The sequence below is a fragment of the Pseudomonas sp. Z2-11 genome (assembly GCF_054161305.1).
Genome location: NZ_CP096395.1, coordinates 3,572,679 through 3,586,625, shown reverse-complemented (window position 1 = coordinate 3,586,625; position 13,947 = coordinate 3,572,679). Strand labels below are relative to the sequence as shown.

Sequence of the window (13,947 nt, the reverse complement as noted above, 5' to 3'; positions counted from 1 at the left end):
GCTGCGTAGCGGCCCTTTTGGTGAGCGCTTCGCACTCAAGCGGGAGCAAGCTCCCTCGCCACAGGGGCATCCGGTTCTGTGCCGTTGGAATGAAAAAGCCCCATCACATGGACAGGGCTTTTACTTTCAGCTTGCAGTTGTTTTAGAACAACACGCCCTGGCTGCGCAGGTAGTCGTCATAGGTGCCGCTGAAGTCGACCACGCCGTCGGCGCTGAGCTCGATGATGCGGGTTGCCAGGGACGATACGAACTCACGGTCGTGGCTAACGAAGATCAACGTGCCCGGATAGTTTTCCAGCGCCAGGTTCAGCGCTTCGATGGATTCCATGTCCAAGTGGTTGGTCGGTTCGTCCATCACCAGCACGTTCGGCTTTTGCAGGATCAGCTTGCCGAACAGCATGCGGCCTTGTTCACCACCGGAGATGACCTTGACCGACTTGAGGATCTCGTCGTTGGAAAACAGCATGCGGCCCAAGGTGCCACGAACCAACTGCTCGCCACCCTGGGTCCACTGGCCCATCCAGTCGAACAGGTTGACGTCATCTTCGAAGTCATGGGCGTGGTCCTGGGCGTAGTAGCCCAGTTCCGCGGCGTCGGTCCATTTCACGGTACCGGCATCCGGTTCCAGTTCATTGACCAGGGTGCGCAGCAAGGTGGTCTTGCCGATGCCGTTCGGGCCAATGATCGCCACGCGCTCACCGGCTTCGACGGTGAAGCTGAAATCCTTGAACAGCGGCTTGCCGTCGAAGCCCTTGGCCATGCGTTCGACGATGACCGCCTGGCGGTGCAGCTTCTTGGTCTGCTCGAAACGGATGAACGGACTGACGCGGCTCGATGGCTTGACCTCGGCCAGCTGGATCTTGTCGATCTGCTTGGCGCGGGAGGTGGCCTGCTTGGCTTTCGAGGCGTTGGCCGAGAAACGGCTGACGAACGACTGCAGTTCGGAAATCTGTGCTTTCTTCTTGGCGTTGTCCGACAGCAGCTGCTCGCGGGACTGGGTCGCCACGGTCATGTATTCGTCGTAGTTGCCCGGGAACAGGCGCAGCTCGCCGTAGTCCAGGTCCGCCATGTGGGTGCAGACACTGTTCAGGAAGTGACGGTCGTGGGAGATGATGATCATCAGGCTCGAACGCTGGGTCAGTACGTTTTCCAGCCAGCGGATGGTGTTGATATCCAGGTGGTTGGTCGGCTCGTCGAGCAGCAGCACTTCCGGGTCGGAGAACAGCGCCTGGGCCAGCAGCACACGCAGTTTCCAGCCTGGCGACACTTCGCTCATCGGACCGAAATGCTGCTCGATGCCAATCCCCAGGCCCAACAGCAGTTCACCGGCGCGAGATTCGGCGGTGTAGCCGTCCATCTCGGCAAATTCGGTTTCCAGCTCAGCCACGGCCATGCCGTCTTCTTCGGTCATTTCCGGCAGCGAATAGATGCGGTCGCGCTCGGCCTTGACCTTCCACAGCTCTTCGTGACCCATGATCACGGTGTCGATCACGGTGAATTCTTCGTAGGCGAACTGATCCTGGCGAAGTTTACCCAGGCGCACGTTCGGCTCGAGCATCACCTGGCCGCCGGACGGCTCGAGGTCGCCGCCGAGGATTTTCATGAAGGTCGACTTGCCGCAACCGTTGGCGCCGATCAGGCCGTAGCGGTTACCCGCGCCAAATTTGACAGAGACGTTTTCGAACAGTGGCTTGGCGCCGAACTGCATCGTGATGTTAGCTGTAGAGATCAAAGGTTTATCCTGCGGAACATTCAGAGTAGCTAAGGGTGCGGCAGTACCTGTTCAGTACCTGTTTGCGCAAGTCCCGACCGCGCAAGCAGCTTGGCGGTCACTGGCGCAAGGGTCCATCCGGCATATAGAGGACAGCTGCATACGGAGCGCCTGGCCCGAGTGGATATGCGCCGAAGCCGGGATTGCCGGTGTCAGCCAGAGGGGGCGCTTGATAGTTGGCGGCGATTGTACTGATCTGGCCGCGTTAACGATAGGGTGTAACCCAGGCAAGACAGTTTTTCACAACGCAGGGATAACTTTAAATCGGCAACTGTGGCTAAAATGCCATCTCACTCGACGCCATCTCCCTTGCCGCTTGGCTGGCCCCGGAGAAGCAGCCTGTTCACTTCTGGACCCTGACCGAATCCGTGAAGCTCATTATTGTCGCAATCTACGTACTTTCCATTGGCTATGTGCACCTGCGCGGGCGCGTGCGGCATAAACTCGGGCGCCAGTTGAGCGATCACTCATCCTTCCTTGCGCCGATCAATTGCCTGCTCTACCTGTGTTCGAAACTGCCCAACAGGCCTTTCCTGAGCCCGGCCCAGTTTCCCGACCTGAGCCCCTTGCAGGCCCATTGGGAAGAGATCCGCGCCGAAGGCCAGAGCCTGCTGCAAGCGGGGGAGATCAAGCGTTCCGATCAATATGACGACGTGGGCTTCAACTCGTTTTTCAAGACTGGCTGGAAGCGCTTCTACCTGAAGTGGTATGGCGACAGCCATCCCTCGGCGATGAAGCTGTGCCCGCGCACCACCGAACTGGTGCAGAGCATCGGCTCGATCAAGGCCGCGATGTTCGCCGAGCTGCCGCCGGGTTCGAAGCTGGTGCGTCATCGCGATCCGTATGCCGGGTCTTATCGCTACCACTTGGGGCTGCAGACACCCAACGACGCGGGCTGCTACATCAATGTCGATGGTGAGGCCTATCACTGGCGCGACGGCGAGGCGGTGGTGTTCGACGAAACATTCATTCATTACGCCGAGAACACCACGGCGCAGAACCGCATCATCCTGTTCTGCGACGTGGAGCGGCCGATGAGATTTCGTTGGGCCACCGCCTTCAATCGCTGGTTCAGCCGTACCGTGATGGCCGCTGCGGGCGCGCCGAATGACGCCGGGGACCGGACCGGAGGCCTGAACCGAGCGTTTTCCCGGCTGTACAAGATCCGCCTGCAAGGCAAAGCGCTGAAAAAGCGCAATCGCAAGCTGTATTACCTGCAGAAATGGGCGTTCTTTGGCGGCCTGCTGGCGATCTTCATCTGGATCTGAACGGTTCAGCCGCCCGGTTTTTCAGCCTCCAACTGTTCCCACATCTTCGCCGTGATCCGTTGGCGATGGTTGTAGCCTTCCCACGGATCGGCGCCCAGGGCCTTGGCCCGTTCCAGCGCGGTATGGATATCCCATTGCTGCGCGTTGCGCAGGCCGGCGAGTTCGTCCCGGGCGATCGGTACCGAAACCGGCAGGCCCGGCCGGGCACGCACCGAATAAGCGGCGACGGTGCTGGCACCGCGGGCGTTGCGCAGGTAGTCGATAAAGACCTTGCCCACGCGGTTTTTCGGGCCCATTGTCGCGGTGATCCGTTGCGGCATCTGCCGGGTCAGGAACTGCGATATGGCCTTGGCAAAGGCCTTGGTGACGTCCCACCCCTCGCTTCGCGCCAGTGGCACGATGACGTGCATGCCTTTGCCGCCGCTGGTCTTGAGAAAACCCTGCAAACCGAGTTCGTCGAGTACTGACAGGGTCATGCGCGTCGCGTCGAGCATGGCGTTCCAGGGCAACGACGGATCCGGGTCCAGGTCCAGCACAAACAGATCCGGCGTCTCGATCCGGTCATGGGTCGCCGTCCAGGTGTGCAGTTCCACCGCGCCCATCTGCGCCGCGCCGACCAGGGCATGGATGCTGTCGATTTCCATCAAAGCCGCATGGCCCGGGTCCAGCGCCGGATCGAGTTGCCTGATATGGGGGATTTCCAGGCGATCGGCGTGCTTCTGAAAAAACAGCTCCTCGCCAATCCCTTCCGGCGCCCGTACAAGGGAGACCGGCCGCAACTTGAGATGCGGCAGGATCCAGGGGGCGATGTCCAGGTAATACTGGGCCAGTTCGGCTTTCTGCACACCGCTGACGCTGTCGACGACGCGGTCCGGGTGGGTGATGACCACGCCGTCGACTTTCGCGGTGTCGGCCTTGCCGCGGCGTTTGGGCTTGGCGGGCGTGGCTTTGATGGGCATGGGTTGTTCACGCGTCACCCGACTGACGTGCCGGTCGCCGGGCAGATCGAGGAACACCGCCTGACGCACCAGCCCGTCGCGGGTCCATTCGGCAAATTCGATTTCGCAGACCTGCGTCGGCTCGACCCAATGCACGCCGCGCGCCGGTGCGCCTTTGAGCAGCTGGTCGAGTGGCGACGTTTCACGTTCCAAGGCACATAGCTGTTCATGCAGTTGTTTGAGTTGGGATTGGCTGAAGCCCGTGCCGACCCGGCCGGCATAGACCAGCCCCGACGGCCCGTTGACCGCTAGCAACAGTGCGCCGAAGCCGTTGCGCGTGCCTTGCGGGCGGGTGAACCCGACGATGACGAAGCATTGGCGCAGCCGACATTTGAGTTTGACCCAATCGGCGTTCCGTCCCGAGGCATAAGGGCTGCCCAGGCGCTTGCCAACCACGCTGTCTAGTGACAGGGCGCTGGCGCTTTCGAAGATGTCATGCTGGCTGGCGGAAAACGCCTCGGAGAACCGCAGGCGCTTGCTGGCGTTGCTCTTGAGCGCATTTTTCAAGGCGGCGCGGCGTTCTTCAACCGGTTTGTCGCGCAGGTCGACGCCATTGAGAAACGGCGCGTCGAAAAGGAAATACAGCATGTCGACGCTGCGGCCGATCTCGAAGGCCTGGCGCAGGGCAGGGAAGTCGGAATGCCCGGTCTCATCGAGCAGCACCAGTTCGCCGTCGAGCCAGCTGTCGCCCAGATTCAACTGGGCCAGGGCGTCGGCGTGCAGCGTGAGGCGATCGGTCCAGTCCGCATGGTGGCGATTGAACAGCCGGACCTCGCCGTTCTGGATGCGCGCCATCAACCGGTAGCCATGAAACTGCACTTCATAGCGCCACTCACCGGCCGGCGGTTGCTCCACCGGTGTCGCCAATTGCGGCGACAGACGTTCGGGGATTCGCCCCGTGTCGGTCTGCGCATTCCGGCGGGTGCGGCTACGAGTCGTTGGTTCATCCGCCTCCACGGCGGACAGGCGGGCATATTCACTCTCGGCCTTGGCCATGACAGATTCCCTTGTATTACAGGCGCCCGGGGGTTAGCCCCGGGAGGCCTTGGTGGCTTTTTTAGCAGGAGCGGATTTGCGCGTCTTGGTCGATTTTGCCGCAGGCTTTTCGGCAGGCTTTTCCGCCGTCTTGCCTTTGCCGCCGAGGCTGCGCTTGAGCAGTTCGGTGAGGTCGATAACGTCGGCGGTTTTGCGCTGTTCTTCGCCGGGGTCGGTTTCCACCGCTTCGAGCCGGCCTTCGGTGGCTTTTTTCTCCACCAGTTCCATGATCTTTTCCTGGAAGCTGTCGCGATAGTCCTGGGGTTCCCAGTCGCCACTCATGTCTTCCACCAGCCGTTTGGCCATGTCCAGTTCGCCCTTCGCCAGCGTCGGGTTTGTGACTTCGTCGCCCAGTTCCAGGACGTCGAGTTCGCGGACTTCGGCGGGCCAGCGCAGCAGCACCAGCACCAGGGCCGATTCCAGGGGCATCAGCGCGGCCAGGTGCTGGCGGGTATGCATCACCACATTCGCCAGCGCGACCTTGTTGGTCTTGAGCAGGGTTTCGCGCAGCAGGGCGTAGACCTTGCCACCACGTTTGTCAGGCGCGAGGAAATACGGCTTTTCGATGTTCTGCAGCGGGATCTTCTCGCTGTCGACGAAGGAAAAGATGTCGATGGTCTGGGTGGACTTGGGGTGGGCGGCGCGAATCTCCTCTTCGCTGATCAGCACGTATTGGCCTTTCTGGTATTCCACGCCTTTGACGATGTCGTCCTTGGTCACCTCCTTGCCGGTAACCTTGTTGACCCGCTTGTAGCCCACCGGGTCCATGCTGCGTTTGTCCAGCCAGTCGAAATCCACGCCTTGGGACGCGGTGGCTGACACCAGGGCCACGGGAATGTGGACCAGCCCGAAACTGATTGCGCCTTTCCAGATAGCCCGTGCCATGGTGGAGTTTTCCTTGCCGGTGAATAGTCTCTCTGGTGACCCTTGGGTCTCTGGAAAAGTTTCCACCAGGCGCCGGCTGGCTGCGGTTGGGGTGCTCCAGGGGCGCTGAGTTGGAGAAGCCTGGTTACATCTTCATGAGGATATTTTGCTTAACAACGGCGAACCTGCGGCGTAGCGTGTTTTCGAAATGCGAGTGCCGTACCCATGAAATCAGGAAGGTCTCGATGAACAGACTGATACTCGCCACCCTGGTGCTGCTGACGGCAGCCACTGCCCAGGCGGCTACGCCCGGCGCCGATCCAGTACTCGTGGCGCAGAACCTGCCGGGCAACAACAATCCCTACAACAGTCCGATTCGCCGGGCCAACCCGAACAGCATGCAGGGCACCCAGCCCAACGTGCCAGGCATACGGAACAACCCGACGGTTCCGGTTCCCCGACCGCCGACCCTGGAGAATGGCGGCATCGGCAACGGCTACCCGCGTTCCGGACCGCCATCGGGGTCGCCACGCCCCACCATCGAGTCGCCGACGCCTCCCCGGCACACCAATAACGGCAATCGTTGAGACACCGTGCCGATCAACACCACCACAGAAGGAAGTGTGCATGTTGCGTAAAACATTCCTGGCAACACTTTGCGCCAGCGCTGTCCTGGCCCTTTCAGCGCCGGCCTCTGCCGCGCCAGTCCAGCAATTCAAGGCCGAGGACGGCACCGTCGAAGTCACCACGGTCACCCGGGGGCTGGAGCGGCCCTGGTCCGTGGCGTTCCTGCCGGAGCAGCAGGGCATGCTGGTCACGGAGCGTCCCGGTAACCTGCGATGGGTGAAGGCCGACGGGAAATTGTCTGCGCCGTTGAGCGGTGTTCCCGAGGTCTGGGCCAAGGGGCAGGGTGGTTTGCTGGATGTTGTGCTGTCTCCGGACTTCAAACAGGATCGCACCGTCTACCTGTCGTATGCCGAGGCGGGCGAGGATGGCAAGGCCGGCACGGCGGTGGGCCGTGGGCAGTTGTCCAGCGACATGACGCGCCTGGACAACTTCGATGTAATTTTCCGCCAGCAACCCAAGCTCTCGACGGGCAACCATTTCGGTTCGCGCCTGGTATTCGACCGGGACGGCTATCTGTTCATCACCCTGGGCGAAAACAACGACCGTCCGACCGCACAGGACCTGGACAAGCTGCAAGGCAAGATCGTGCGGATCTATCCCGACGGCAAGGTGCCGGACGACAACCCTTTCGTGGGGCAGAAAAACGTCCGTCCCGAGATTTGGTCCTACGGCTTGCGCAATCCCCAAGGCGCCGCGCTCAATCCGTGGAATGGCACGCTATGGGAGAATGAGCATGGCCCCAAGGGCGGTGACGAGCTGAACATCGTCGAGCGCGGCAAGAACTATGGCTGGCCGTTGGCGACTCATGGCGACAACTATTCCGGCGCGCCGATTCCCGAGGCCCAAGGCAAGACCGCGAAGGGTACCGTCGGTCCCCATCACGTCTGGCAGGTATCGCCAGGGCTCAGCGGCATGGCGTTCTACGACAATGACCGGTTCAAGGCCTGGCAACGCAACGCGTTTGTCGGGGCGCTGGTTTCCAGGGACCTGATTCGCCTGGAGTTCGACGGCGACAAGGTTGTCCATGAAGAACGCTTGCTCGGCGAGCTCAAGGAGCGGATCCGCGATGTTCGCCAGGGGCCGGATGGTTTCCTCTATGTGCTGACAGACGACGATGACGGTGCGCTGTACAAGGTCGGGCTGAAGCAATAAGCATGTTATGAAGCTTTTTGTGGCGAGGGAGCTTGCTCCCGCTGGGCTGCGTGGCAGCCCCATGCAGGCAACGCGATGAGCCTGACACACCGAGTGTCCGATCTTGGGGTTGCTTCGCAACCCAGCGGGAGCAAGCTCCCTCGCCACAGGATCAAAAGCGTCAAAGGATCACGGAGGCCGGGGATTTCCATTGACTTCCCGGCCCCTCGCGGCTAGTTTTCAGCCATGACTTCCACCGTACTGCGCAGCCAGCCAAGCATTATTACCGCCAATCCTTATCTGGCGGGCTAGCTGACGACTGCACCCAACCCGCCCTAGAGGCGGGTTTTTTCTTTCTGTCTCCAGGGTTTTACCCGACCAGGAGACAGCCATGACCCCAACCAGCCCCGAGCAGACGCTGCTGGAGCACTACGTCAAGAAGATCCTTGCCGCTGCGGTGTACGAACTGGCGGTGCCCACGCCGCTGCAAGCGGCTGCGGCGCTGTCCCAGGCCTTGGGCAATCGAATTCTGCTCAAGCGCGAGGACCTGCAACCGACGTTCTCGTTCAAGATCCGCGGCGCTTATAACAAGCTCGTGCAACTGACCCCCGAGCAACGCAGCCGTGGCGTGATCACCGCATCGGCGGGCAACCACGCCCAAGGCGTGGCGCTGGCGGCTCAAGCGTTGGGTATCTCGGCGTGCATCGTCATGCCGCGCACGACGCCCCAACTGAAAGTACTGGGCGTGCGCAGTCGCGGGGCCGAAGCGTTGCTGCACGGTGAGAGTTTTCCATTCGCCCTGGAATTCGCCCTGGACCTGGCTCGGCAGACCGGGCGGGAATTCGTCTCGCCGTTCGATGACCCGCAAGTCATCGCCGGGCAGGGAACCGTCGCGATGGAGATCCTGCGCCAGCATCCAGGTCAGCTGGATGCCATCTTTGTTCCGGTCGGCGGTGGCGGCTTGATTGCCGGGGTGGCGGCTTATGTCAAATACCTGCGTCCGGAGGTGCGCATCATTGGCGTCGAGTCTGAACACTCCGCATGCCTCCAGGCCGCACTGACAGCAGGGGAGCGGGTGACGCTAGCGAGCGTCGGCACGTTTGCCGACGGCGTGGCCGTCGCGCAGATCGGCGCCCATGGCTTCGATATCTGTCGTTTCTGCGTCGATGAAGTGATCACCATCAGCAACGACCAGCTCTGCGCCGCGATCCGGGATATCTATGACGACACCCGCTCGATCACCGAGCCGTCCGGCGCCCTGGCGGTGGCGGGGATCAAGCGCTACGTGACGGACAGCGGAGCGCAGGGCCAGACACTGGTGGCGATCAACTCTGGCGCAAACATCAACTTCGACAGCTTGGGCCACGTGGCAGAGCGCGCGGCAGTGGCTGCGTCTTGAGGTGCTCCCGCGCATCATGTTTTTTGAAGTAGCCGACGGGTGCCCGCCCGTGAAGTCGAAATAGTGGCTAATCTCCAGCCTGGCAAGTTGAGCGGCGCGATGCAGTTTGCATGGATAAAACACCGTTTCCTTGCATTTTGCATGGCCGTTGCGTTGGACCTGACTGCTAAGTAATTGATTTGTAACAATGTCGCTGTACTGATTTACGGGCATATTTTTTGCGAGTTGATACCCGAGTCCGATGACGGGCTCCAACACCAGAAAACGCCAAAATGAACGAACGGCACGGCATTCGAAGTCCTGTCCGCAGGGAAGAATCGGACGAAAATACCGCCGTCGTGAACATAAATTGGCTGCCTCAAAAGGAGAGAGTTGCCATGTTTTTATCTGCCCTCGAAATGCGAAACATCATTGAAAGCAGCCTGCTGCCCAAACGCTCGCAATGCACCTTGTCACCTGATCTGTCCATGACCGTTAAAATCTACGACGACCACCAGACCGACCGCGTGGCGTTGGTCAAGAGCGATATTGACGCCACCAAGCTCACCGGCTGCCGCGCCATCAACGATCTGATTGCGGAACTGCGTACCGAACTCGACCGTGGCCAGGGTCACGGCCACGGGAACTATTTCCACCAGCAACACCGGATGAGCGGGCGTTAAGCACCGCCCGACCTTTGCAAACCTGACGACCGGGTCCGATGTTGTTCGAACCCGGCGTCCAGCTTTCGATTTTTCTCAGACCAATTGCTGCCGATAGGGCAGGTCTGGCCCGACTTTACCGCACGTCAGTGCCGCGGCGCGCATGGCGAAATGGAGCATCTCCCCGATCTGCTCCGCGCTCAGCGAATGCAAACCCTGCACATCGTCCAACTGCTGCTCTGTCAGCCAAGCGATCAGCGCAGCCTGGAACGTGTCGCCCGCGCCCACCGTATCGGCAATCTGGACCGGGCAGGCGGGAAGCGACCATACGCCATGCTGACGGCTGAACACCGTTGCGCCCTGGCCGCCACGGGTGAGGAAGGCCAACTGACAGCGGTGCTCCAGCCAGCCCCCAATTACTTCATGTGGGTCCCGGTCAGGGTAGAGCAGGCTCAGGTCCTCATCGCTGACCTTGATCAGGTCGGCATATTTCACCAGCGTCGCGATCCGTGAACGCCACAACTCGATGTCTGGCTGCGGATTGAGCCGCACGTTCGGGTCGAGGCTGATCAGGCGTCGGCCGCTTTCGCGTTGTACCAGTGCCAGCAGCGTATCGCCCACCGGTTGCACCACCAATGAGAACGAACCCACATGCAGGCCGCGCACTTGCGGGCCCAGCGTCGGCAAATGCTCCGCGCGCAATTGCCGGTCTGCGCAGCCTTCGCCACGGAAGCTGTAGTGGGGCGAGCCGTTGGCGCCGACAGCGACCATGGCCAGGGTGGTGGGGGCCTCGAAGTCCTGGGCAAATTGAGTGCTGACGCCTTCGTCCACCAGTACCTGTTTCAAGCGCCGGCCCAGATAGTCGGTGGACAGCCCGGTAAACAGCGCCGACTCGATCCCCAGTCGACGCAATCCCACCGCCACGTTGAACGGTGAACCGCCGGCGAGCGCCTTGAAATTCACTTGCGAAGCCGGAGTCTGCGCTTCGTTTGCGCTGAAGAAATCAAACAGCGCTTCACCACATACCAGATACATAATTGCCTGCTCTCAAAGGGTTGCGACGTGTTGCCGGTAACGTTCGTAGGCTTGTTGTGACGCCGCGACGTGCGCGGCGACGGGCCGGGTTTCGCTGGCCGGGTCGAGTTTGACGCAGCGCTCGCACAGGTCGGCCAGGGATGTTTGCCCGGCGCCATGACACCACGCCGCCTGGATCGCCCCGCCCAGGGCAGCGGCTTCGCTCTGTTCGGTGCAAATGACGGTAGTGTCCATGATGTCGGCGACGATCTGTCGCCAGACCGGGCTCTTCGAGCCGCCGCCGATCAGGCGAATGCTCTGGGCCTTGAGCCCGTTGGCACGGAGCAGGTCGAGGCCATAGCGCAGGCCGAAGGTCGTGCCTTCGACCACCGCGCGGCAGAGGTTGGCCCGGGTCAGGTTGGTGGTCGTCAGGCCCAGCAGGCTGCCGGTGGCATGGGGCAGGGCGGGGACGCGTTCGCCATTGAGGAACGGCAACATGCACACGCCCTCGGCACCGATCGGCGCCTGGGTCACGAGGGTGTTGAACGTATCGATGTCCAGTTCCAGCAGCTCGCGCAGCGCTCCGGTGGCGTTGGTCAGGTTCATGGTGCAGATCAACGGCAGCCAGCCGCCGCTCGACGAACAGAACGTCGCCACGGATGCTTGCGGGCTGACCACGGGCTCGGCGGCATACGCATACACCGTGCCGGAGGAACCGAGGCTCATGGTGATCACGCCGGGCTGGATGTTGCCGGTGCCGATGGCGCCCATCATGTTGTCGCCGCCGCCACTGGCGACCACCGCGTCGGGGTTGACGCCCAGGTGTGCGGCGATCTCGGGCAGGATCCTGCCGACTGGCTGATGGGCCTCGATCAGCTCGGGCAAGGCCGATTCCAGCCGGCCGCTGGGGTCGATATGGCGCAGCAGCGCGCGATCCCACTGGCGGGTACGGACGTTGAAGTAACCGGTGCCCGAGGCATCGCCATACTCGCTGCAATGGCGCCCGGTAAGCCAGTAATTGAGGAAGTCATGGGGCAGCAGGATGCTGGCGGTCCGCTCGAAAACCTGCGGGTGCTGTTCCCGGGTCCAGAGCAGTTTGGACACCGTGTAGCCCGGCGCAATCACCACGCCGAGGAGTTCCAGGCTGCCTTCTTCACCGCCGAGATGCGCCAGGAGACGATCGTTTTCCGCGGTCGTCTCGGTATCGCACCACAGTTTTGCCGGGCGCAGGACCTGGCCCTGCTCATCGAGCAATACCAGGCCGTGCTGCTGGCCGGAGACGCCGATGCCGAGAATCGACTGGCCATCGACCTTTGCATCCGCCAGCGCTTGCCGAGTGGCCTGGGTGAACGCGTCGAGCCATTGCCGGGTGTCTTGTTCCCGGCGGCCGTTGGCACCGCTGATCATGTCGTGGGCGGCGGCGCCCTGGCCAAGTACCTGGCCGCTGATCGAATCGAGGATCAGCGCCTTGGTGCCTTGGGTGCCGCAGTCGATGCCCAGGAACAGTTGTTGGTTTGCCATGGAAATCCTCGGATCAAAGAGCAGTCGATACAATACCTGCGGTTAACGGCTTACCTGTGGCGAGGGAGCTTGCTCCCGCTGGGCTGCGCAGCAGCCCCACCCAGGCAACGCGGTGAACCTGACAAACCCAGGGGGTCGCTTCGCAACCCAGCGGGAGCAAGCTCCCTCGCCACGAAAAGCGGATCGTATCTAGCCTTGATCAGCCAGCACCCGCTCAAGCGTCTTGGTCACCCCTTGCTCGCGCAAGCTGTTGCAGCACCATTCGAATGCTGCCACGAACTCGGGCGAACGGGGGATGGCCGTGCCAAAAATTTCTTCCACTGCAAGCATTCTCTGGGTCACCAGCGCGTTGTCGGCCACCAGCGCCTGGCAGAACGCCGCGCGTGGGTCGGGGATCGAATAGGTCGCGCCATTTTCATCTACCCCTTTGAGGTAAACAGCCCAGGCTGCCACCACCAGCGCCGCGCGGCGGGTCTGGCCGCCGTCGGCGATCAGGCGGTTGATGGTCGGTACGGTGAATTTGGGAAATTTCGACGAGCCATCCGAACACACCCGTTCCAACTGGTCGGCGATGGCCTGGTTGGAAAAGCGCTCCACCAGGGTGTCCTTGTATTCCGTCAGGTCGATGCCCGGCACGGGCGCCAGTTGTGGCGTCACGTCCAGGTCCATGTAGGCGCGGATGTAACGCACGAACAACGGGTCGTTCATGGTTTCGTGGACGAAACGATACCCCTTGAGGAAACCCAGGTACGTCAACGCGAGATGGCTGCCGTTGAGCAGCTTGATCTTCATCTCTTCATAGGGCGAAACGTCATCGGTGAACTGCACGCCGACCTTCTCCCAGGCTGGGCGACCATTGACGAACTTGTCCTCCAGCACCCATTGCACAAAGGGTTCGCACACCACTGGCCAAGCGTCGTCGATGCCATGCTCGTCGTGCAGCTGCAAGCGGTGGGCGCTGCTGGTCATTGGGGTGATGCGATCGACCATGGCGTTGGGGAAGCTCACGTTCTGCTCGATCCATTGTTTCAGTCCGGGGTCTCGCAACGTGGCAAACGCCAGCAGCGCCTTGCGCGTGACGGCGCCGTTGTGGGGCAGGTTATCGCAGGACATCAGGGTGAACGCCGGCGTCCCCGTAGCCCGGCGTTTGGCCAGCGCGGCGCAGAGGAAGCCGAACACGGTCTGCGGTTCGTCCGGATGGGCCAGGTCGTGCTGGATCTGCGGCAGATGGGCCATGAACTCGCCGTTGCTGTCGTCAATGCAATAACCACCCTCGGTGATCGTCAGCGAGACGATGCGGATCTGCGGGTCGGCCAGTTTGTCGATCAACGCCTGGGCGCCATCCTCGGCCAACAGCATGTCGTCGATCGCGCCGATGACCCGGACTTCGGTGTCATCGGTGTCGCCCAGTTCATAGAGGGTGAACAGGTAGTCCTGGCCAGCCAGATCATCCCGGGCCCGGCGATCTTCGGCCCGCAGGCCGACGCCGCAGATCGCCCAGTCGAGGCCTTCGCCGGTGTTCATCAACGCATCGGTGTAATACGCCTGGTGCGCACGGTGGAAACCGCCGACGCCGATGTGGGCGATGCCCTGGCGGCGGTCGCCCAGGTTGTAAGCGGGCAGGGCGACCTCGGCGTTGAGGTTGTGCAGGTTCTGTCGGTTGAGTTTCATCGCAAAT

At 61.8% G+C, this 13,947-nt stretch carries 11 protein-coding genes; 5 read left to right on the top strand and 6 right to left on the bottom strand.

Annotated features, from left to right (window positions below):
• Nucleotides 1-142 precede the first annotated feature (142 nt).
• A complete protein-coding gene (locus tag M1E16_RS15815; RefSeq protein ID WP_215005954.1) occupies nt 143-1,732 on the bottom strand; it encodes an ABC-F family ATPase in 1,590 nt (529 codons plus the stop codon).
• Nucleotides 1,733-2,139: 407 nt separating this feature from the next.
• On the opposite strand from M1E16_RS15815, the gene lpxO reads away from it, so the two are divergent.
• Nucleotides 2,140-3,039: a lipid A hydroxylase LpxO gene (lpxO, locus tag M1E16_RS15810; RefSeq protein WP_458127827.1), complete on the top strand. Its 900-nt coding sequence runs from the start codon at nt 2,140-2,142 to the stop codon at nt 3,037-3,039.
• A 5-nt stretch (nt 3,040-3,044) separates the two neighbouring features.
• Here the strand turns inward: lpxO and ligD are convergent, their stop codons facing one another.
• Nucleotides 3,045-5,033 carry a DNA ligase D gene (ligD, locus tag M1E16_RS15805; RefSeq protein ID WP_458127826.1) on the bottom strand — a complete coding sequence of 663 codons (1,989 nt, stop codon included), beginning with the start codon at nt 5,031-5,033 and terminating at the stop codon, nt 3,045-3,047.
• A gap of 33 nt (nt 5,034-5,066) precedes the next feature.
• Nucleotides 5,067-5,957 (bottom strand): non-homologous end joining protein Ku, encoded by an 891-nt coding sequence (gene ku, locus M1E16_RS15800; protein WP_434630617.1) that lies wholly within the window; start codon nt 5,955-5,957, stop codon nt 5,067-5,069.
• A 224-nt stretch (nt 5,958-6,181) separates the two neighbouring features.
• Between ku and M1E16_RS15795 the strand changes: the two genes are divergently transcribed.
• The 4 genes from M1E16_RS15795 to M1E16_RS15780 all read left to right on the top strand — a co-directional run bounded on the left by M1E16_RS15795 (nt 6,182) and on the right by M1E16_RS15780 (nt 9,755).
• Complete coding sequence (locus M1E16_RS15795; protein ID WP_434630620.1) at nt 6,182-6,523, top strand: hypothetical protein; 342 nt, start codon at nt 6,182-6,184, stop codon at nt 6,521-6,523.
• 40 nt (nt 6,524-6,563) lie between these two features.
• Nucleotides 6,564-7,715: a PQQ-dependent sugar dehydrogenase gene (locus tag M1E16_RS15790; RefSeq protein WP_458127825.1), complete on the top strand. Its 1,152-nt coding sequence runs from the start codon at nt 6,564-6,566 to the stop codon at nt 7,713-7,715.
• Between the two features lie 370 nt (nt 7,716-8,085).
• Nucleotides 8,086-9,093, top strand: coding sequence for a threonine ammonia-lyase, biosynthetic (gene ilvA / locus M1E16_RS15785; protein ID WP_458127824.1), 1,008 nt, complete (start codon nt 8,086-8,088; stop codon nt 9,091-9,093).
• 377 nt (nt 9,094-9,470) lie between these two features.
• Nucleotides 9,471-9,755 (top strand): DUF1652 domain-containing protein, encoded by a 285-nt coding sequence (locus M1E16_RS15780; protein WP_434605157.1) that lies wholly within the window; start codon nt 9,471-9,473, stop codon nt 9,753-9,755.
• Between the two features lie 75 nt (nt 9,756-9,830).
• On the opposite strand, the gene M1E16_RS15775 is transcribed toward M1E16_RS15780, so the two are convergent.
• The 3 genes from M1E16_RS15775 to M1E16_RS15765 form a co-directional block, all read right to left on the bottom strand.
• A complete protein-coding gene (locus M1E16_RS15775) occupies nt 9,831-10,769 on the bottom strand; it encodes a carbohydrate kinase family protein (protein WP_434697576.1) in 939 nt (312 codons plus the stop codon).
• Between the two features lie 12 nt (nt 10,770-10,781).
• Nucleotides 10,782-12,269: a xylulokinase gene (gene xylB, locus M1E16_RS15770; protein WP_458127823.1), complete on the bottom strand. Its 1,488-nt coding sequence runs from the start codon at nt 12,267-12,269 to the stop codon at nt 10,782-10,784.
• A 189-nt stretch (nt 12,270-12,458) separates the two neighbouring features.
• The gene (locus tag M1E16_RS15765; RefSeq protein WP_458127822.1) at nt 12,459-13,940 is read right to left on the bottom strand and encodes a mannitol dehydrogenase family protein; all 1,482 of its coding nucleotides are present in this window, start codon (nt 13,938-13,940) and stop codon (nt 12,459-12,461) included.
• Nucleotides 13,941-13,947: the final 7 nt, after the last annotated feature.